Here is an 18,188-nt window from a genome sequence, read left to right as displayed (position 1 = left end):
GAGATTGATAATAAAACGTTTAGTCGAACTTCAGCTTATCCAATACATCGGGCAACAGTTCCTGCATTTTCTCAAAAACGACCCGTTCTTCTTTCCGGATATGTTCCTCGAGATTCCGCGCCAGTGTATCCATATCCGTTATAAGGTCTTTGCTGTCCACCAGCGCGCTGTACATCCCGGAAATCACCCGGTGCTCGTCCAGCAGCTCGTCCAGCATCGTATCCATTTCAGGAAAAAAGCCCCTGCATTGCTCAAACAAATGATCTTCTTTCTGGATGTGCGGCACCATTACTTCCTGGAAAACCTTTACCATGTAATCCATTTTGGCATTGGTGTCCAGCGGGTAACCCTCGTAAGGGGCCGCATCTGTTTTCAGGTACCTGCACACAAAAAGCAGGCTTTTATGTTCGTGCGAAAGTGGAATTAAATTCGGATGACGCTGCATCTAGGCTGTTTTAGGCGTATTCGTTTTGCGGGCGTACCAGATCAGTACAGCCCCTCCTATCACCAGCAGGCTGGCGATCAGTTCTGCCTGGGTGGGATGGAAGCCGAAGATATCATATTTTGTATTGACGCGTATCTTTTCCACGAAGAAACGCTCCACGCCGTTGAGGATCAGGTAAATACCGAAGATCACGCCGGGCGTGGTCACTTTTTTGCGGATGGCCATCAGCACGATAAAGAACAGGCCGCACACGATGATCTCATACAATGGCGTCGGGAAAACGCCCACGGGCAGGGCGCTGCAATACTCTCCGGTGCAGCCTTCCAGCTGGATGCCATCGTTCACCACGTTGTGCGGGTAGCTGTAAGCCACAAAATAATCGGGGAGCCAGCTGAGCGAAGCGGGCTTCTCAAAGCTGCGGTGGGGCACATTTTCCAGGCTGCCGAACTGCCGCGTGAAATACGCGGAATCCCTGTGCAATATCTCCTGGTACTGCGCGGGCGCGATCTTCACGACTTTGCCGGAAGGGTCTGTAGCATACGCGCTGTTGTTGATCCCCCAGTCGCCATCGCCGGAAAACTGGCAGCCCATGCGGCCGATGGCATAAGCCAGCATCAGGGCGGGGCCTGCGCTGTCTATCAGGTGTTTCCAGTTGATGCTTTTTTTGTGGGCATAACGGATAATTACATATGCCGCCACGATCAGGCCGCCATAAAAGGTGAGGCCGCTGGCGGAAAAGATGGATCCCCAGGGGTCTTTCATGAATTCTCCCCAGTTCTCCAGGTTATGGAACACCTTCGCCCCTATCAAACCGGCCACCGCGGCCATGATGGTAAAGTCCGGCACCCGCTGGTGCGGGTATACCATTACTTTTTCCTGTTTGGGAGTGGGAAGGGCCTTCTTTTTCTTTGTATAATATTTATAGTATCCCATGGCTGCCGCCACGAGTATGCCGCCGATGAAGCTGCCCTGTGCGGAGAGGAGATAATCGCGGAGGTCGCCCCCTGCGTTGCCGCCAAAGCCGGGTATAAGACCCAATACTTTAAAACCTATAATAAAACCGATCACCGCACTGGTGATGATCTCCCCCATGGATGCGGGTTTACCGATGGTGGTGGTTTCAGGTACGGGATGAAGCAGACCGAGCTTTTCGCGCCTCCGTAATTCGGAGGTGAGCACATAAGCCGCTGCCAGGAAGGCCAGCGCAACAAAAAAACCGAACGTCTGCAATACTTTAAGAAAGGGGATTTCCACCCCGAGCAAATCCTTAAAAGCGTAATACAAGTTAGGATACATAGGCAAAAAAAATGGTGATCTGTTTTCCTATGAACAAAGCCGAATTGAGTCAGTTGGAAAATCAAACCACCAAGTTACATTTCAAATATGAATTAACCATTACGAATTTAAAAACAGCATCCGTAACCGTTATTCCTATTTATTAACAGTATTCGTCGAAAGCAGCCAACAGGTTGGTTGCGATCATTTGAGCCGAACGGCCTTCGATCATGTGGCGCTCGATAAAGTGCACCAGCTGGCCGTCTTTGAAAAGGGCGATGGACGGGGAAGAAGGGGGATAAGGCATCAGGTGCGTACGGATCTGCTGTACCGCAGCTGCGTCAAAGCCCGCAAAGCTGGTCGTCAGCCTGTCGGGTTTCTTTTCGCTGGTAGCCACCGCCATCAGCACACCGGGGCGGGCTGTACCGGCGGAGCAGCCGCATACGGAGTTGATCACCACGAGGGTAGTACCGCTTTCCTTTAATACGTCATCCACTTTTCCGGGCGTCAGTAATTCTTCAAAACCATTATCTGTTAATTCTGCCTTCATCGGCATCACGAGTTCCGCAGGGTACATAATTGTATATTTTTTACAAAGTTAATAATATATCGACATACTTCAATAAATATCCTGTTCCAGCGGCCTTCTCTTGAAAACTCCGCAGGCTCACCTCCTCCCCTGATGGCATATTAACCGGATCAACGCCGGATCAAGTCCACATCAAGTCCACCTCAACTCCGCCTTCCCTGTATCTCTCCTATATGCACCATGGCTGGTTCCCGTAGCTTCACCGGTAGTGAACGGCAACTTTCCAGGTAAAAAGCAAAATACTACCATAACAGGCTTCTCTACGGCCCGGCAAGCATGGCCCGCATCCTACCCCGGACGACAGCCTCAGAATCCTGATTCCGTCAATTTGTCCGATATTTTGAAGATTATTTGACAACTTGTCATTAAAAGTAGCGCCTTTCCTGCTGAATTTACCGTTTTCCGGCATTGGTATCCCGTTTGATCTACACCCAACGTAACCGAAAAAAATGGTTTAACTCAAAAAATTATAAACACTATGACACTCGTAAAATTTAATCATCAGCCGGTTAAGACCTTTAGCAGCCTTGTAGACGATATTTTCAACGGCAAATTCATTAACCGCGACTTCGCCACTTCCGATTTCTTCGGCAGCCACACCCCGGTGAACATCAGCGAAACCAAAGAAGCTTATGTACTGGACGTAGTAGCCCCCGGCCTGGCAAAAGAAGACTTCAAGATCAAACTGGACGCTCAGACCCTGACTATCAGCGCCGAAAAGAAAGTGGAGCAGAAAGAAGAGACCGACAAACACATCCGCCGCGAATACAGCTTCCGTTCATTCTCCCGCTCCTTTAACCTGGACGAGAACGTGGACGCGGAGAAGATCAACGCGAAATACGATAACGGTGTCCTGAAACTGACCCTGCCTAAAAAAGAGGCAAAACAGGAAGCCGTAAAAGAAATTACAGTTGCATAAGGGTTAGGAATAGTTGCGATTTGACATTCGAATTTCAACATTACGGAGCTGCTCTTTCAAGAGCGGCTCCTTTTTTATGCCCCAAATTTACCACTAACGTTGAATGGCAGGCTTGCCGGATGAGAGTACCTTGTTGAAGAACCATATAAAGCCTGTCCCCTATCATGTCAGCCACAGCGAGCAGCATACGACGCCTTTCCAACACCCTTTACGGCATCGCCGAAAAATGGGTAACAGGCAGGCTTATACGCAGTACCTCCTGCCCTTATGAGCAGGCGCGTATCAAAATGCTGTTCGACTACCTTTTCTTCTACAGCCTTGTATTACTGCCTTTCCTGGGCGCCGTGGCTTACCATCACGACTGGGCAAACACCTTTATCACCGTTTCCTTTGTTTCCATTTTCGTGTTATGCGCCCTGCTCATGGCCGCCGGGGTAAATATTGCCATAGCCGGCACCGTAGCCTCGCTCAATACACTGGTGATACCCATGCTCAGCTCCTTTACAAACGACCTGGACGTATCCCCCATTTATGCCATACCCTGGATGATGGCCTGCCTGCTTGGTTATTTTGTGATCAACCTCCGGGCGGCGACGGGACTAAGCGCCGTTTTGTTCCTGTACCTGGGCCTGGTGGCGTTTATCAAAATAAACAACGTACCCGTACTGCTGCCGGCAACCTATTCCGCTATTGACAAATACCTGGCTACCCCCTTCCTGATGGCGGGTTACATGATCGTATGCCTGCGGGTATGGGGAGTGTATTACCTGAATATCACGCGTTTGGAACAGAAGGCAAGGCTGGAGCAGCAGCAGCAGTTCACCGCCATGATCACCCAGAAGCTGTCCAGGCAGTTCCTGCTGGTAAAAGGGCTTTCGCGCTCGGGCAAGACCGAAAATATAGAGGGCAACACCGAAATGCTGGACGCCTGTTTCTCCGAGATTGAAAAACAATGCGATACCGCCATCCAGTACCTGGACGGCGGGCAGCCTGAATAGATCCTTTACAGGCAGTTATCTTTTCTTCGCGTATCCACCAGGTAAATGATCTTCCATCCTTCCGGGCTTTTGAATAATTGAAAGGAATTGACCCCGCAATGGGAGAACTTGTCGTTGAGGTAAAACGAGTATGGCGTCCAGACACTTGCGAGCGGGCCGTCCACTAAAACCTTGCTAAACGTAATCCGCTCATCCCACACGTCCGTGTGAGGCGTACCTACTGCTGTTAGAAATTTTTCAAGGGAAGCGGTGACCAGTTTCAGGGTACCGTCTTTGGTGGTAAGCGCGGTCTGCATTACAGGGTTTTCATAGAACACAGCCTTTACCATCGCGCTGTCCCCACGTTTCATTCCTTCAAATAGCTGACGGATGGCACTTTTTACAGATTCTTCCTCTGAATGCTGTGCTGCCGCCGGGCGGGAACATATAATTAATAAAACGAACGGGATGAGATGCAAGTATTTCATAATAGATAAATCAGCCTAATTTAATATTATCGGGTATGGAATAAAAAGTAGCGCAACGCATTTTGTGTAAAAAAGTTGTTAAAAGATACAACTAAGTGGTATTTGCAATCGGATTCCGGCGAACTAATTTTGAATGAAGCAATTAATCGTAACCTATTGCCCGATACCTTGAGATTTCCTTTTTCCTTATGCCATGATTTGTTCCATTTACCTTGTACCGTGAATTGTCCCTTTTGCCTTATACCTCGTATTCCGTTTATTCCCTTGCTATGAATGTTGGATCGATCTATCCTATGAAATTGTAGGCTCTCCGGGTGGAGAGCCTATTCAATTATGTGATAGTCAGGTTCCGTAAAACGAAAGGGGCGGAAAGAGAACGTAGTCGTCGGGTTATCCTTACTTAAATTACTGAACCCCTTTGGGAATACCGGCCGTTTTGGTACGAACGGTTGCACCGGGTTATAACCGCTATAAAAAAAGAAACCCTCCGGAGAACCGGAGGGTTTTTAAGTGGATTACTAACCCATTTTTTTAATAACCCAAAATTTTCAACATGCTTTGAGCGGTTTGCTCTTTGGCATATAACCAATCTTTTAATTGTCCGTTTTTGTCGTACCCCACGATCACGTGTTTGGGGGAAGGGATCAGGCAGTGCTTGATGCCCCCGTACCCGCTCAGCTGATCCTGGTAGGCGCCGGTGTGGAAGAAACCGATATACAGCGGCTCTCCGTTGGTCAGCTTCGGAAGGAACACGGCGTTGATGTGCTCTTCCGAGGTGTAGAAGTCGTACCCGTCGCAGGTAAGCCCTCCAAGATGCACCTCCTGGTATTCCTGGTCCCATTTGTTGATAGGCAGCATCAGGAATTTCTCCCCTATGCCCCAGGTATCCGGCAGCGTGGTAATGAAAGAACTGTCTATCATATACCAGGCCTCACGGTCATTCTGCTGTTTTTCACCCAGTACGCTGTAGATCACCGCGCCGCTCTCTCCCACTGTGAACGACCCGAATTCCGTGTAAATGTCCGGAACGGGCACTTTGTTCTTTTTACAAACGCTCTTGATGTTGGCCACGATCTCGTTTACGATATAAGCGTAATCGTAGTCGAACCCGAGGGAGTGTTTGATCGGGAAGCCGCCGCCGAGGTTGATGCTCTCCAGTTCGGGAGCAATCTTCTTCAGCTGGCAATAGAGGTTCAACACTTTGTTGAACTGGCTCCAGTAAAATATATCATCCTTAATCCCCTTGTTCATAAAGAAGTGGAGCATTTTCAGCTCAAACTTCGGATTGCCCTTCAGCTTGTCCACGTAAAACTCGAGGATGTCGCGGGGGGCTACGCCCAAACGGGAGGTATAAAAGTCGAATGTCGGCTCCTCTTCCGCCGCGATCCGGATCCCGAGTTTCAGGGGTTCCTTGCCGCGAACGAACTTGGAATAGTCCTCCAGCTCTTCTTTATTGTCCAGCACGGGTATTACGTTGGTAAAACCGCTATTCACCAGTTTGGCTATGCTCCGGGTATAAGTTTTGGTCTTATAACCGTTGCAGATGATGAACGTGTCTTTCGAAATCTTTTTCCTCTCGTACAGTTTATTGATAATGTCAATATCGTAGGCAAAGGAGGTTTCGATATGCACATCGTGCTTCAGGGTCTCCTCCATTATAAAGGAGAAGTGAGAACTTTTGGTGCAATAACAATAATAATAATTGCCATCGTACCGGTTCTTTTTGATCGCATCATGGAACATCTTTTTCGCCCTGTTCACCTGCATCCCGATCTTGGGAAGATAGGTCAGTTTGAAAGGCGTCCCGTACTTATCGATCAGGGCCCGGATATCCAACCCGTTAAATATCAGGTTGTTTTCCTTCACTTCGAAACCCTCCTGGGGGAACTCGAAGGTTTGGTTAACGAGGTCCGTGTAGGTGTTGTTCATTTAACGCTGTGAATGAATTTTAGAGTTAGTAATAAAACTTAAACTACAGTATAAATGAGCTGGAAACTTCTGGTTTATACACCTACGTAAGTCGTTTGACCAGCAAAATCGGATGCAAATCTACTATTTTGTTCCAATGGAAATCCAAAAATTTTCCCTCTTTTTTATGAAAGGTGGAAAACTAGATTAATTCACTGATTTTTAATTCATTGAATGCATTTATGTTCAATTAAAATATCAATCATCCAGAAGCTTTATCCCTCATATATAAGAGCATGACAGGAATATTACAATTGCTTCAGAATCATTTTAATAGTTCCAGTCCCCTTTTTCCTTCACAGAATAACAGATCGAGAATGCTAAGGTTCGGGAAAAAGCCGGTTCTTTCCCCGAACACCTGGGTGTATTCCGGGGCTCCCGCAGCCGGCAGCTGACCAGGCACCATATGATCCCTTTTATCGATGATACCCGCCGCCGGGTCGTAGGTTTTCTGGAAGGAATCGGTCAGCCTGATCTCCGGGCTGATCCCCAAAGCTTTGTTCGCCCATTCCAGGCAGGCCATATTCCAGTCCAGCAAAAAATCGAACCGGCGTTCGTACAAACCTTCCAGCTCCGGTTCGAAGTATTCAAAAAAGGGTGACCGGCGGTAAGCCGAAGTGAGGGTCTTCCAATGGAGACCCTGCCAGTTTTCTTCATTACTGATCCGGACGTCCTTCATCACCGTCCGCTGATTTTTTCCTTTCGAAAGGGGAACGCTCAAAAGTATGACGCCGTTTGGCCCGGCGATGTAACAACGGTTCCTGAAACTCACCTTCTGGTAGTGCTCATATCTCTCTATTTGTAATATTTGCCCTTCAATTAAAGTTTTATAAAAATAAATTGATGGAAAATATTGACTTTCAATTAGTAATGTTTTTGAATTGGCTACTTCTGTCATATAGTCACTTTTGAACTTTTGCGAGTGTAAAAACGATCAAAACCTGTTGTTTGAAATTTAATGTTAAGCTCTTGGTGTAACGGCATAATTTATTGAAATGCAGTTCATAGAATTATATTAAATATGCTATTTACTTTAGTAAACCGCTACTTTAAGCTGAATTCTAAAAGTCAACAAAAATACTAAAGTTCTTAGTGAGAAAAATGATTGATTTTGACTCGTTTTTATTTGAAGTAAAATGTGAAGTAGGAGGCCCGCTCCCAGCCTTCCAAAAAGGAATCTTTAACGTATTGTTTAGAGGGAGTTTCGTAGGTTTGATAAAATTCTTAATCAGCAGTTCATGAAACGGTTTCAATGGTGTCTCGTTATTGTGCTCATTTGGGGAGGTCTTAGCTCCTGCGATAAAATGAAGGACCTGGAATTTCTCCGGGTAGCCAGCTTCGATTTTGAGAGCCTGAGCTTTTCAAAAAGCACCGTTAAAATGGAGCTTGCTTATTTTAACCCGAACAACTTTTCCCTCCGCCTGAAGGATGCGGAATTCGACGTTTTCCTGGACGATACAAAAGTGGGCCACTCCCTCCAGGATACCCTGATCGATATCCCGGCGCGGGACACTTTTTATTTCCCGGTGAAACTGGAGGTGGAAATGGGCAACGTTTTTAAAAATGTGCTCGGCGCCCTGGGGAATAAAGAAGTGACGATTAAGGCATCCGGAAACTGCAAAGTGGGTAAAAAAGGCGTTTTTCTTCCCTTCCCGATCCGTTGCGAAACGAAACAGAAATTGGATTTTTTCTGATCGGATCGTTCAGGCAAGCGTAAAATCCCCCCTTCTTTGTCCTTATGACGACAAGTTTACAACCGCGTAATTCATCTCAAACTATTAAGATGTCAGACCTTCAAGACCCCTCCGGCCAGGACGCCAGGCAAACTATCCTCGATAACATCTCAAAATTTGGCTGCCATCTGGTACAGATCAATACAGATGCGCTGCCTGGTTTTGTTTATTCCATCGGTCTTTACAAGGAGTTTGGGCACCCGGAACTGATCTGCTTCGGCTTAAAACCTGCGGTAATGGGATCCATTCTTAACCATGCCTGCGACCTTATCAAAAAAGGAGAAACCCTGACGGCGAACAGAACTTATACCGGTTTCCTGGAGGGTTTTGAGATACGGTTCCTTGAGGTGGACAAAGAATATTACCAGGATTATGTAGGATATGCAGGCTGGTTTTATGATATGACATTCGATTTCCCCCTGTTACAGCTCGTTTGGCCGGATAAACAACACCATTTCCCATGGGATCCGGAGTTTAATCCTGCCTGGAAATTCAAACAACCCTTGCTCGACAGGAGTACGGATTTTAAATTTTATGAAGAAAGAAATACGGCGGTTTTTGTCACAAAACAGGCATTAAAGGGTGATCCCGTACTGTCTGTTTACCACGATGAGGACGGTGCCTGGCATTTCCACACCACCCCGGAACCCGACGGAAAGGATATAATTCTGGTAAGCTTTGAGGAAGTAACCCGGCTTGACCCGTCAATAAATGAACTGTTTAGCTTACCGTTTGGTGGCCAGGCATGGCGGGCTTCTACAGCAGACGATTGGGAATATGCTGAGGAAGAGGAAGAAGATGACGGGGAAGTATAGGCACAAAAAAACCGCCCCGGAATACCGGGACGGCCAACATCAATATCTTTCTTTTTATCCTTTTTTCTTCACAGGCCCGCCGCCATCTTCCGGTTTCTTGCAACACTTGGGCAGATCGTTGTAGGAATCTTCATTCGCCGTCACATCGTCCGCATCATAACCCGCATTGGCAATACCGGTCTTGATGTTCTCGATATTCGTACGGTCGGTATAATATTTTACAGTAGCTTCTTTCTTTTTAACGTCCACCACCATACTCTTTACACCTTCTTCTTTCAGGAAATAGCGCTGGATCTTATCCTTGCACATATTGCACTGCACCGTCGGCACCTTGATCTTTGCCGTAACGAGCGTCTGCTTGTTAGCCTGGGCCATGGCAGCTCCTGCACCGCACAACATGAACACCAGCATTAATTGAATGATACGCATAGCATGATTATTTAGAGACTCACAATATACAAATAAACGTAAATATATCCCGTTTATTTCCCCCATACATCGGGAGCTGATCTCCAGGCGTTCAGGGTATCCTGCTCATCCGCGGATACCTGGCCTTTTTCCACCGCCAGTTCTATCAGGGCGCTGTAATTGCTCAGGGATTTAAACGGTACGCCTGCTGCTTCGAATGCTTTTACGGCTATATCAAACCCATAATTGAAGATAGACACCATACCGATCACCTCGCCGCCTGCCTCACGGATAGCCTGCACGGCTTCCAGGCTGCTTTTGCCGGTGGAGATCAGGTCTTCCACTACCACCACGGGCTGCCCGGGCTGCAATACGCCTTCGATCCGGTTGCCCATGCCATGTTCCTTCGGCTTGGAGCGTACATAAATAAAGGGCAGCTTCAGCTGATCCGCCACCATTGCACCATGCGGGATGCCCGCCGTAGCCACGCCGGCAATAACGGCCGCGTCCGGGAATGTTTCAAATACCAGGTTGCACAGCTCGGATTTGATAAAATCACGAACGTACGGATAAGATAACACCGTGCGGTTATCACAATAGATCGGAGATTTCCAACCTGAAGCCCAGGTAAAGGGCTGAGCCGGGCTAAGTTTCACGGCCTGGATCTGGAGCAGCTTTTCAGCTACCTGTTTTTCGCTGACATTATTCATAACGGGGGCAAAAGTACGATGAATAATGCAAAGGATTATTTTTGCAGCATGGAAACACCCGTTAATATATATATAAATGAAAAGCCGCTGGTAATAGCCGGTCTGCAACAACATCTCTCCCCCGAATTCGTAAATGCCGCCACCCTTTTTTCCCCTTCTGACGAAGAGACCGCCCAGACCATCCGCCTGCTGGACAAAGGCGAACTGCCCATGGCCGTGCTCCGGAGCCCAAACCCCGAAACCGTGCTGGCGCAGGTGAAAAGTCACTTTACGGAGTTTGTCGCGGCGGGAGGCCTTATCACCAATGCCACCGGCGAGGTGCTGCTGATGTTCCGCCGGGGTAAGTGGGATATGCCCAAAGGCAAGCTGGATGACGGGGAAACCCTCGAACAATGCGCCCTCCGCGAAGTGCAGGAAGAAACCGGCCTCCGGAACGTACGGCTGGGCCACCTCATCACCGAAACTTACCATTATTACCCCCTCAAAGAGAAAAAAGTGCTGAAACACAGCTACTGGTACCGTATGTACTTTACCGGCACGGAACTCACCATCCCCCAGATCGAAGAAGATATTATGGACATCCAGTGGATACGCCCGGATAACCTGGGCAAGTACATGCAATACTCTTACCAGAACATCGTTGATGTGGTAGTAAAAGCAGGATATAAACTCTAACCTATGAATGCCAAAGACCATTATGACAATCACCTGGCTGCCTTCTATGCCTGGATGACCGGGAATTTCGAGACGAAGCAGCAGGAACAGGAAGCCTACTTCACCCGCAAACACATTACCCCCTCCGGCAACCGCGTGGCTGTTGATCTTGGAGCGGGCCATGGCCTGCAGACCATCTCCCTGGCCAATCTCGGGTTCACTGTATTTGCCGTGGACTTCAACCAGCACCTTCTTTCCGAGCTGAACGCCCGCGCCAAGGGCATGCCTGTACGCACCATCCTGGCAAACCTCACAAACAGCGCGCAGTACGCCATGGATGCGGAGCTGATCACCTGTATGGGCGATACCCTCACCCATCTTGAAAGCGTGCAGCAGGTAAGTACCCTGCTGGAGCAATGGCAACGGATGCTGCCGGCTTCAGGCAAGCTGGTATTGTCTTTCCGCGATCTCACCCAGGAGCTGCACGGGGAGGAAAGGTTCATTCCCGTAAAAGCGGAGGATGAGCGCATACACACCTGTTTCCTGGAATATTTCCCGGGATTTGTAAGGGTGTTTGATGTGCTGATGGAAAAAATAAACGGGCAGTGGATACAGAAAGTAAGCAGCTATCAAAAACTGCGGCTGGGGATTGAACAGGTAAAAATGATGCTTACCGCGGCCGGCTTCAACGTATTGGATCACGAAGTGATTGCCCGGATGCATTACCTGGTGGCGGAAAAGAACAGGGGGTAAACGATTTTCGGCCCCGCCGTACTCCTCCGTGGAATGACACGGAGCCCCATGATTCACCGGTACTCCCCGCCGGAATGCCTGGAGGGTGCGAACTATTTACTGAAGCGGTTTAACCGGTATTAAACCTGCTCTCTTTTCGGCAATACGGCTACCGTGAGCCGGCTCACGCACACCAGCTTGTGATGGTCGTCCGTAATACGGATGTCCCATACATGCGTGGTGCCGCCGAGATGCAAAGGTTTGGCAATGGCATGCACATACCCTTCACGTACGCCTCTCACGTGGTTTGCATTGATTTCCAGCCCCACGCATATCTGCTTCTGCTGGTCTATCACCAGCGCGGAAGCCACACTCCCTACCGTTTCGGCCAATGCCGCGGAAGCTCCGCCATGCAGCAACCCGTAAGGCTGGATAGTACGGTGGTCCACCGGCATCATCGCCCGCAGGTAATCCGGGCCTATCTCCGTGAACTCCATACCCAGGTAAGGGCCCATCGTATTCGCAGCATTTTCATTGAGCTGGTCCAGTGAGATATCCAGCGAAAACCAGATTGGTTTCATGTTATATAGCTTTTTACGATTTTTTCTTTGCCGCCCCGATGATCGATTCCGCAACCTGCTCCGGGAGGAACTGCGCCGCGGGCCCGCCATGCCGGATCACATCCCTTACCAGCGTACTGGCAATGGTGGAATATTCGGGGGAACAGGTCAGGAATATGGTTTCCACATCGTGATCCATTTTCCGGTTGATGTCCGCGATCGCTTTTTCATATTCAAAATCACTCACATAACGGATACCTCTCAGGATGAACTTAGCGCCTATCTCTTTACAGAAATTCACCGTCAGCCCTTCATATGAAGTTACCCTGATGGTAGGCTGGCCGCGGTAGATCTCCCTGATCCATTCCACCCGCTGCTCCACGCTGAACATTGGTTCTTTTCCTGAATTCACCCCGATGCCGATCACCAGTTCATCAAAAAGCGGCAGCGCCCGGTCGATAATATCGGTATGGCCCAGCGTTACTGGATCGAAAGTACCGGGGAATAAGCAGATTCTTTGCATACTTGATGTGTTATTCTCCGGGAGAGGGTTTCCGTAATTCTTCCCGGTTGATGAATATAGAGAAAATAGTGGTTCCGTAATTCCGTTGAGAGCGGTAATAGCTGAATTGTTTGTAGTCGTTGCGCGGCGTATGTTCCAGCACAAACCAGCCTTCCGGCTTCAGTAGCTCCTTTTTGAAAACGATCTTCGGCAGCTCGTCTATCGTTCCCAGCGCATAAGGCGGCCCGGCAAAGATAAAATCGAACTGCTCGTTGCACTGCTCCAGGAACCTGAACACGTCCATCCGCACCAGCTTGAGATTTACGCCCAGCGTGGCGGCGGTTTTGGCAATGAAGTCCGCCATGGCGTTATCTTTCTCCACGATCGTCTGATCGGTAGCTCCGCGGGAAGCCAGTTCATAACTGATGGCCCCGGTGCCGCCGAAGATATCCAGCGTTTTGAGGGTGGAGATATCCAGGTTGTTTTCGATGATATTAAAAAGTCCGCCTTTCGCTATGTCCGTAGTGGGCCGTGTATGCGGCATATTCGCAGGGGGGCTGATCCGGTGACCGCCCAATGTGCCTCCTATTATACGCATAATGCCAGAGCATAAAGATTGTGGAAATGATGCGGCGGCAATTCGTTCATTCTCGGGATATACAGGTACCCGTCAGGTTTGTGTACCCATTCCAGTCTTGGCAGGAAGCGGTTCAGCTCCTGGTATACCTGGGAATCCTGTGTCACCGCGCCGCCCAGTTTGATCCTGGCCTGCTGCTCCGCAAAGCCCAGCTGGCGCAGGGAATTGACGATGTAATAAACGATATCAAGCCCGCTCCGGTAAATATACTGCTGTTGCATCTGCAGCTTGCCGGCGGCGTAAATGGTTAATGTAAATTGCTGGGGGGCCACTTCAATAAAGGCCAGTCCTTCGGATTGGTGGATGTCCCGGTCTCCCTGGTAAGCTTTCAGCAAAGCGGAATGCGCGTGGATCACGCTGTCTGTGGAAAATTCTTTCCGCAGGAATCCCAGCGTATCCTTATCCACCGCAAATACATTCACCAGCCCCAGGTCCGGCAGCATATCGGTCAGCACGGCTTCATGAAGTTTTTCAGGCAGCACGGCCCTCAGGTAATCCTTTTTCAGGTGCGGCTGGAAATGTTTTTCCGGCACCAGTGTGTTGTCCGGCGAATCGAAAGCCAGCAGCACCTGTTTAAAAGCCGTAAAAAGAAGTTTGTCCGCATCAAATATCTGCTCGATCATCTCCAGGTCCGCCATCGCCACCGTCTTAGGCTGGTAGCTGTAACTCTTCAGCGCCAGGAACTTCCGGTGCAGGGGAGACATCACCGCGTAACTGAACGTGCCCGCGCCGATAAGCACAAGCAGGGTGCAGGTAGTGAGGTCCGTCTCCAGCAGGGAGGCGTCGTCTATCGCGTATGTCGGTTGTATGGTGTATGCCACGGGCATTTTTGAAAAAGAAGTTTAACAGACTAAAGGCACAATAATAAACAAAAAGCTCCAACGGATACTAAAATTTCCATAAAAAGCTGTGCCCACAGCCCTGAAACACATAGCCCGGTTCTTTTTATGAAAACTTTGATATCCGTTGGAGCAGGCAGGAGAAACCTGATTTAAAACGGACGAATGGAATTGCTCCTTTTAGGCGCCAAACTCATCGCCGGGAGCTTCTTTTTCAATAACTTGCTGGCCTAAATTTTCGCGCGGAAACCTGACATATGCAAGTTAACTTATCGTACAAACAGATTATAAAGATCGCCGGGCCCATTTGTCTCGCCCTTATTCTTCCGCAGATCAATCACATGACCAATGCCGCCTTCCTCGGCCACCTGGGAGAATTCCCCTTTGCGGTGAACGGCATCGCGGGCATCTATTACCTTGTCATGCATATGATCTCCTACGGGCTGAACAACGGCTTGCAGGTGCTTTTCGCGCGGAGGGCCGGTGAAATGAACTACGGTGGCATGGGCCGGATATTCTCCAACGGTTTTTTCCTTGCACTGGTCTTCTCCGCTTTCGCCATCTTTATCACTTACGCTTTCGCTCCTGCGTTTTTCTCCGCATCCCTCCACGATGGCGCCATCCGGGATGCCGCCTCTGGTTTTGTGCGCATCCGGATATGGGGACTTCCTTTCCTGATGCTCATGAGCCTTTGCAACGCCTTTTATATCGGTACCGGCAACACTAAATTACTGGCTATCACTTCCATTTTCCAGGAAATAGCGAATATCACGCTGGACTATGGACTGATCTTCGGGAACCTCGGTATGCCGGCGCTGGGGCTGAACGGGGCGGCCTACGCCTCCGTGATTGCGGAGATGACGGGCTTTGTTGCGGCTTATTGCCTGCTTTTCCTGTTGAAGTTCCCGGCTAAGTTCAGGCTGTTTGAACGGTTTAAACCGGACTGGCAGGTGATAAAAAACATACTGACCATTTCCGCGCCGCTGATTGTGCAGTTCCTCTTCAGCATCGGCAGCTGGCTGGTGTTCTTTATATTTATTGAGCACCTGGGGCAGCGCCCGCTGGCAGTGTCCAACATGATGAGGAGTGTGTTCGGGCTGTTCGGGATATTCACCTGGGCGCTGGCTTCCACCTGCAATACGATGGTGAGCAACCTTATCGGGCAAGGGCGTGAAGGGGATGTTCTGAAACTGGTAAAAAGGATCATCGGTATTGCATTCCTCTGCGCGTCGTTTGTCTGCCTGCTGATCAATCTTTTCCCTTACCAGTTGTTACAGATCTATACTTCAGACACTACGCTGATCACGGACGCCATCCCTTCCATCAGGGTGTGTACGCTGGTGATGCTGCTTTCCGCCATGACGGCCATTACATTCAACGGGGTGACCGGCACGGGCAATACGCGCATCAACCTGCTGATCGAGTTCGCTTCCGTGATCGTATATCTTACTTATTGTATCGTGATCATCGAGAAATGGCGGAGCCCGCTGCATTGGGCCTGGGGCGCCGAGTTCGTATACTGGATCACCATGGGCGGGCTGGCGTGGCTGTACCTGCGCAGCGGGCGATGGAAAGGGAAGGTACTGGCTTAGTGGTTGTGTGATTGTAGGGCGCCGGGGTCTGCCATCCCCGGCTGATCGTGGCTTATAACCATAGCCGGTTTACCATGTTTCGTGTTTTACCGTCGCCTTTTCCGGGCTATTGCATGGCGTCCAACATTTTTTTGCATTCGGCTTTGTACGCAATATCATCTTGGAACATGGGTCGGAGCTTCATGGCTTTGTTCAGCACTTCCATGCTTTGTGTTTCCTGGTTGTTCTGTTTGAATGCTATGGCAAGGTCGAGGTAGTTGACGATATAATTCGGTTTCAGCTGCATACATTTTTCATAATTAGCGATCGCTTCTTCCATCGTGCCGGGCGGCACGCCGCCGAATAGTACTTTAGCCGCCGTTTTTTCAATGGAGCTGAGGTTATACAGATCGAAATTCCATTTGCCGATCAGGTGAAAGGCTTCCGCATAATCCGGTTTAAACTTCAGGGCAAGGTCCGCATACTTTTTCACTTCTTTAGCGGCAGCCACTTTTTCCTTTGCACCGGATATCTGCGCCAGCCTGGCGTAATACACGGCCTGGGCGTAATTGGCTTCGGGGTTCTCGGGCTCCGCCTTCAACGCTTCGTACGCGGCTATCCTGGCCTGCTCCAGCCATTCCTGTTTAACGGCCTTGTCTTTCTGGCGCGTGCTTTCGCGGCTACAGATGAGGCTCGACTGTACAAAAGCGGTTACATGACCAGGGGATACCTGCAACAGTTCCCTGTATTTGGCAAGGGCTTCGGTTTCTTTGTATTGTTTGGTAAGCAGCTGCGCCTGCGCGAGCAGTTCTTCCGCGCTCTGGGCCTTTACAGCCAGCGCGATGCCGCAGAGCATAAGCATGAAGATGGTTTTCTTAAGCATAGGACTTGAATTTAAGGGTCACCAAAAATAAGTTTTCTTGCCTGTAAATAACAGCCTCCGCTCAATATTGTTTTTCGAGGCTCACCACGGAAAATGCCAGGTCGCCCCCGAACGGCGGAGCTTGTTTCCGGAGCGTTACTTTGGAATGGGTGACGTACGGGTATTTTGCGCGGATAGCGGCGGTAATGTCGTGCACTACCTGCTCCAGCAGGGGTTGCGGCACTTCCATCACGCGGCGGGCGATACTGTACAGCTCTTCGTAGTTCACAGATTCCGAAAGCATCGATGGATGCTCCGGCTCAGGGATGCTCACCTGCACGTCGAGGATAAAATGATTGCCAAGCACCTGTTCTTCCTTATACAAACCGTGATAAGCAAAGAATTTGATACTTTCCAGCGCAATGGTCAGCATGATGATAAAGATAAAGGGCCGATCTGAAAGGCATCCTGTGTGGCAGGGAGGAACCGTGGGTGGCCGCTCTCCTGCTGAATTCCTTTTAAATCAGCCCCGTGATAAATATTAATGTCCTTTGGCGGAAAGATATCTTTCCGCGTCCAGTGCGGCCATACACCCGCTGCCCGCGGCTGTTACGGCCTGGCGGTAGGTTTTGTCCTGCACGTCGCCGCAGGCGAATACGCCTTCCACGCTCGTCCTGGTGCTGCCCGGGATGGTTTTGATATACCCCTGGTCGTCCATCTCCAGCTTGCCCGCAAAGATGCCGGAGTTAGGCTGGTGACCGATGGCTACGAAAAATGCGTTGATGGGGATCGTTTTTTCCTCTTTAGTCTGGGTGTTGAGGATGCGTACGCCTTCCACCTTGTTTTCACCGGTCACTTCGAGTGTTTCCGTGTTCCAGTATACCATGATGTTGGACGTTTTCAGCACCCTGTCCTGCATTACCTTGCTGGCCCTCATTTCGTGACGGCGCACCAGCATATGTACGTTGGAGCAGATCTTGGAAAGATACAGGGCTTCTTCGGCCGCGGTATCTCCCGCGCCTACGATCGCCGCTTCTTTACCACGGAAAAAGAACCCGTCGCACACCGCGCAGGCGGATACGCCGCTGCCGTTCAGGCGCTGCTCGCTGGGCAGGCCCAGCCATTTGGCGGAAGCGCCCGTGGCGATAATGATGGAATCGGCGGTGATGGTCTTTTCTTCGTCTATTTCCACTTTATAAGGCTGTGAGCTGAAATCCACCGCGGTGGCTAAACCGTAACGGATGTCCGCCCCCATGCGGGTGGCTTGTTTTTCAAAGTCCACCATCATTTCCGGGCCCTGAATGCCCTCGGGGTAACCGGGATAATTTTCTACTTCGGTAGTGATAGTAAGCTGGCCTCCGGGCTGTATGCCCTGGTATAGGACGGGCTTCAGGTTCGCGCGGGCGGCATAAATGGCTGCCGTGTACCCCGCCGGGCCTGACCCGATGATCAGTACATGTACATGTTCCTGTGAAGTCTTGTTTTCCATGCTGTTGTTTAATGT

The 18,188-nt window shown here is 49.7% G+C and carries 22 protein-coding genes; 7 read left to right on the top strand and 15 right to left on the bottom strand.

Annotated elements, in window-relative coordinates:
• Positions 1-19 precede the first annotated feature (19 nt).
• The 3 genes from EG028_RS09840 to EG028_RS09830 form a co-directional block, all read right to left on the bottom strand.
• Positions 20-445, bottom strand: a complete 426-nt coding sequence (locus EG028_RS09840; RefSeq protein WP_120516074.1) for a hemerythrin domain-containing protein — start codon at positions 443-445, stop codon at positions 20-22.
• Complete coding sequence (locus EG028_RS09835) at positions 446-1,741, bottom strand: prolipoprotein diacylglyceryl transferase (RefSeq protein ID WP_120516075.1); 1,296 nt, start codon at positions 1,739-1,741, stop codon at positions 446-448. It abuts the gene before it with no gap.
• 142 nt (positions 1,742-1,883) lie between these two features.
• Positions 1,884-2,297 carry a BrxA/BrxB family bacilliredoxin gene (locus EG028_RS09830; protein ID WP_120516076.1) on the bottom strand — a complete coding sequence of 138 codons (414 nt, stop codon included), beginning with the start codon at positions 2,295-2,297 and terminating at the stop codon, positions 1,884-1,886.
• A 490-nt stretch (positions 2,298-2,787) separates the two neighbouring features.
• Here EG028_RS09830 and EG028_RS09825 point away from each other — a divergent pair, with 490 nt between their 5' ends.
• Positions 2,788-3,228: an Hsp20/alpha crystallin family protein gene (locus EG028_RS09825; RefSeq protein ID WP_120516077.1), complete on the top strand. Its 441-nt coding sequence runs from the start codon at positions 2,788-2,790 to the stop codon at positions 3,226-3,228.
• Between the two features lie 164 nt (positions 3,229-3,392).
• Positions 3,393-4,226 carry a hypothetical protein gene (locus EG028_RS09820; RefSeq protein ID WP_120516078.1) on the top strand — a complete coding sequence of 278 codons (834 nt, stop codon included), beginning with the start codon at positions 3,393-3,395 and terminating at the stop codon, positions 4,224-4,226.
• Positions 4,227-4,231: 5 nt separating this feature from the next.
• On the opposite strand, the gene EG028_RS09815 is transcribed toward EG028_RS09820, so the two are convergent.
• The 3 genes from EG028_RS09815 to EG028_RS09805 form a co-directional block, all read right to left on the bottom strand.
• Complete coding sequence (locus tag EG028_RS09815) at positions 4,232-4,693, bottom strand: nuclear transport factor 2 family protein (RefSeq protein ID WP_120516079.1); 462 nt, start codon at positions 4,691-4,693, stop codon at positions 4,232-4,234.
• A 531-nt stretch (positions 4,694-5,224) separates the two neighbouring features.
• A complete protein-coding gene (locus tag EG028_RS09810; RefSeq protein ID WP_120516080.1) occupies positions 5,225-6,622 on the bottom strand; it encodes a type III PLP-dependent enzyme domain-containing protein in 1,398 nt (465 codons plus the stop codon).
• Positions 6,623-6,926: 304 nt separating this feature from the next.
• Entirely contained in the window at positions 6,927-7,559 is a 633-nt protein-coding gene (locus EG028_RS09805) for a WbqC family protein (RefSeq protein ID WP_120516081.1), read from the bottom strand.
• Between the two features lie 340 nt (positions 7,560-7,899).
• Here EG028_RS09805 and EG028_RS09800 point away from each other — a divergent pair, with 340 nt between their 5' ends.
• A complete protein-coding gene (locus EG028_RS09800; protein WP_120516082.1) occupies positions 7,900-8,355 on the top strand; it encodes an LEA type 2 family protein in 456 nt (151 codons plus the stop codon).
• A gap of 89 nt (positions 8,356-8,444) precedes the next feature.
• A complete protein-coding gene (locus tag EG028_RS09795) occupies positions 8,445-9,209 on the top strand; it encodes a DUF4262 domain-containing protein (RefSeq protein WP_162946387.1) in 765 nt (254 codons plus the stop codon).
• Positions 9,210-9,263: 54 nt separating this feature from the next.
• Here the strand turns inward: EG028_RS09795 and EG028_RS09790 are convergent, their stop codons facing one another.
• The gene (locus EG028_RS09790) at positions 9,264-9,638 is read right to left on the bottom strand and encodes a heavy-metal-associated domain-containing protein (protein ID WP_120516084.1); all 375 of its coding nucleotides are present in this window, start codon (positions 9,636-9,638) and stop codon (positions 9,264-9,266) included.
• A 53-nt stretch (positions 9,639-9,691) separates the two neighbouring features.
• On the bottom strand, positions 9,692-10,327 hold the full coding sequence (gene pyrE, locus EG028_RS09785) for an orotate phosphoribosyltransferase (RefSeq protein ID WP_120516085.1): 636 nt from the start codon (positions 10,325-10,327) through the stop codon (positions 9,692-9,694).
• 48 nt (positions 10,328-10,375) lie between these two features.
• On the opposite strand from pyrE, the gene EG028_RS09780 reads away from it, so the two are divergent.
• Together EG028_RS09780 and EG028_RS09775 are read left to right on the top strand one after the other, a co-directional pair.
• Positions 10,376-11,002 (top strand): NUDIX hydrolase, encoded by a 627-nt coding sequence (locus tag EG028_RS09780; RefSeq protein ID WP_162946388.1) that lies wholly within the window; start codon positions 10,376-10,378, stop codon positions 11,000-11,002.
• A 3-nt stretch (positions 11,003-11,005) separates the two neighbouring features.
• A complete protein-coding gene (locus tag EG028_RS09775; RefSeq protein WP_120516087.1) occupies positions 11,006-11,734 on the top strand; it encodes a class I SAM-dependent methyltransferase in 729 nt (242 codons plus the stop codon).
• A gap of 119 nt (positions 11,735-11,853) precedes the next feature.
• Here EG028_RS09775 and EG028_RS09770 read toward each other — a convergent pair whose 3' ends face one another.
• The 4 genes from EG028_RS09770 to EG028_RS09755 are packed head-to-tail and all read right to left on the bottom strand — an operon-like array spanning position 11,854 to position 14,239.
• Positions 11,854-12,294, bottom strand: a complete 441-nt coding sequence (locus EG028_RS09770; RefSeq protein ID WP_120516088.1) for a hotdog fold thioesterase — start codon at positions 12,292-12,294, stop codon at positions 11,854-11,856.
• A gap of 13 nt (positions 12,295-12,307) precedes the next feature.
• Positions 12,308-12,796 carry a pantetheine-phosphate adenylyltransferase gene (coaD, locus tag EG028_RS09765; protein WP_120516089.1) on the bottom strand — a complete coding sequence of 163 codons (489 nt, stop codon included), beginning with the start codon at positions 12,794-12,796 and terminating at the stop codon, positions 12,308-12,310.
• 10 nt (positions 12,797-12,806) lie between these two features.
• The gene (locus tag EG028_RS09760; protein ID WP_120516090.1) at positions 12,807-13,373 is read right to left on the bottom strand and encodes an RsmD family RNA methyltransferase; all 567 of its coding nucleotides are present in this window, start codon (positions 13,371-13,373) and stop codon (positions 12,807-12,809) included.
• Complete coding sequence (locus EG028_RS09755; RefSeq protein WP_120516091.1) at positions 13,364-14,239, bottom strand: DUF3822 family protein; 876 nt, start codon at positions 14,237-14,239, stop codon at positions 13,364-13,366. Before EG028_RS09755 ends, EG028_RS09760 begins: the two co-directional genes overlap by 10 nt.
• Before the next feature lie 269 nt (positions 14,240-14,508).
• On the opposite strand from EG028_RS09755, the gene EG028_RS09750 reads away from it, so the two are divergent.
• On the top strand, positions 14,509-15,843 hold the full coding sequence (locus tag EG028_RS09750; RefSeq protein WP_120516092.1) for an MATE family efflux transporter: 1,335 nt from the start codon (positions 14,509-14,511) through the stop codon (positions 15,841-15,843).
• 106 nt (positions 15,844-15,949) lie between these two features.
• Here EG028_RS09750 and EG028_RS09745 read toward each other — a convergent pair whose 3' ends face one another.
• The 3 genes from EG028_RS09745 to trxB form a co-directional block, all read right to left on the bottom strand.
• The gene (locus EG028_RS09745; protein WP_120516093.1) at positions 15,950-16,705 is read right to left on the bottom strand and encodes a tetratricopeptide repeat protein; all 756 of its coding nucleotides are present in this window, start codon (positions 16,703-16,705) and stop codon (positions 15,950-15,952) included.
• A 61-nt stretch (positions 16,706-16,766) separates the two neighbouring features.
• Positions 16,767-17,117, bottom strand: a complete 351-nt coding sequence (folB, locus tag EG028_RS09740; RefSeq protein ID WP_120516094.1) for a dihydroneopterin aldolase — start codon at positions 17,115-17,117, stop codon at positions 16,767-16,769.
• A 108-nt stretch (positions 17,118-17,225) separates the two neighbouring features.
• Complete coding sequence (gene trxB, locus EG028_RS09735; RefSeq protein WP_120516095.1) at positions 17,226-18,173, bottom strand: thioredoxin-disulfide reductase; 948 nt, start codon at positions 18,171-18,173, stop codon at positions 17,226-17,228.
• Positions 18,174-18,188: the final 15 nt, after the last annotated feature.

It is taken from the genome of Chitinophaga barathri (assembly GCF_003807585.1).
In the GTDB taxonomy this organism is placed as follows: domain Bacteria; phylum Bacteroidota; class Bacteroidia; order Chitinophagales; family Chitinophagaceae; genus Chitinophaga; species Chitinophaga barathri.
Note: the sequence above shows the minus strand (reverse complement) of the source record. Positions and strands in the feature narration are given on the sequence as shown.

What these genes read in the sequence shown, in the direction of transcription:
- folB (WP_120516094.1), bottom strand. Translation starts at nt 17,117, where the DNA reads ATGCTGACCATTGCGCTGGAAAGTATCAAATTCTTTGCTTATCACGGT.
- EG028_RS09820 (WP_120516078.1), top strand. Translation starts at nt 3,393, where the DNA reads ATGTCAGCCACAGCGAGCAGCATACGACGCCTTTCCAACACCCTTTAC.
- EG028_RS09775 (WP_120516087.1), top strand. Translation starts at nt 11,006, where the DNA reads ATGAATGCCAAAGACCATTATGACAATCACCTGGCTGCCTTCTATGCC.
- EG028_RS09755 (WP_120516091.1), bottom strand. Translation starts at nt 14,239, where the DNA reads ATGCCCGTGGCATACACCATACAACCGACATACGCGATAGACGACGCC.
- trxB (WP_120516095.1), bottom strand. Translation starts at nt 18,173, where the DNA reads ATGGAAAACAAGACTTCACAGGAACATGTACATGTACTGATCATCGGG.
- EG028_RS09825 (WP_120516077.1), top strand. Translation starts at nt 2,788, where the DNA reads ATGACACTCGTAAAATTTAATCATCAGCCGGTTAAGACCTTTAGCAGC.
- EG028_RS09815 (WP_120516079.1), bottom strand. Translation starts at nt 4,693, where the DNA reads ATGAAATACTTGCATCTCATCCCGTTCGTTTTATTAATTATATGTTCC.
- EG028_RS09835 (WP_120516075.1), bottom strand. Translation starts at nt 1,741, where the DNA reads ATGTATCCTAACTTGTATTACGCTTTTAAGGATTTGCTCGGGGTGGAA.
- EG028_RS09770 (WP_120516088.1), bottom strand. Translation starts at nt 12,294, where the DNA reads ATGAAACCAATCTGGTTTTCGCTGGATATCTCACTGGACCAGCTCAAT.
- EG028_RS09745 (WP_120516093.1), bottom strand. Translation starts at nt 16,705, where the DNA reads ATGCTTAAGAAAACCATCTTCATGCTTATGCTCTGCGGCATCGCGCTG.
- EG028_RS09760 (WP_120516090.1), bottom strand. Translation starts at nt 13,373, where the DNA reads ATGCGTATAATAGGAGGCACATTGGGCGGTCACCGGATCAGCCCCCCT.
- EG028_RS09805 (WP_120516081.1), bottom strand. Translation starts at nt 7,559, where the DNA reads ATGACAGAAGTAGCCAATTCAAAAACATTACTAATTGAAAGTCAATAT.
- EG028_RS09830 (WP_120516076.1), bottom strand. Translation starts at nt 2,297, where the DNA reads ATGTACCCTGCGGAACTCGTGATGCCGATGAAGGCAGAATTAACAGAT.
- EG028_RS09810 (WP_120516080.1), bottom strand. Translation starts at nt 6,622, where the DNA reads ATGAACAACACCTACACGGACCTCGTTAACCAAACCTTCGAGTTCCCC.
- EG028_RS09750 (WP_120516092.1), top strand. Translation starts at nt 14,509, where the DNA reads ATGCAAGTTAACTTATCGTACAAACAGATTATAAAGATCGCCGGGCCC.
- EG028_RS09780 (WP_162946388.1), top strand. Translation starts at nt 10,376, where the DNA reads ATGGAAACACCCGTTAATATATATATAAATGAAAAGCCGCTGGTAATA.
- EG028_RS09840 (WP_120516074.1), bottom strand. Translation starts at nt 445, where the DNA reads ATGCAGCGTCATCCGAATTTAATTCCACTTTCGCACGAACATAAAAGC.
- pyrE (WP_120516085.1), bottom strand. Translation starts at nt 10,327, where the DNA reads ATGAATAATGTCAGCGAAAAACAGGTAGCTGAAAAGCTGCTCCAGATC.
- EG028_RS09800 (WP_120516082.1), top strand. Translation starts at nt 7,900, where the DNA reads ATGAAACGGTTTCAATGGTGTCTCGTTATTGTGCTCATTTGGGGAGGT.
- EG028_RS09795 (WP_162946387.1), top strand. Translation starts at nt 8,445, where the DNA reads ATGTCAGACCTTCAAGACCCCTCCGGCCAGGACGCCAGGCAAACTATC.
- EG028_RS09790 (WP_120516084.1), bottom strand. Translation starts at nt 9,638, where the DNA reads ATGCGTATCATTCAATTAATGCTGGTGTTCATGTTGTGCGGTGCAGGA.
- coaD (WP_120516089.1), bottom strand. Translation starts at nt 12,796, where the DNA reads ATGCAAAGAATCTGCTTATTCCCCGGTACTTTCGATCCAGTAACGCTG.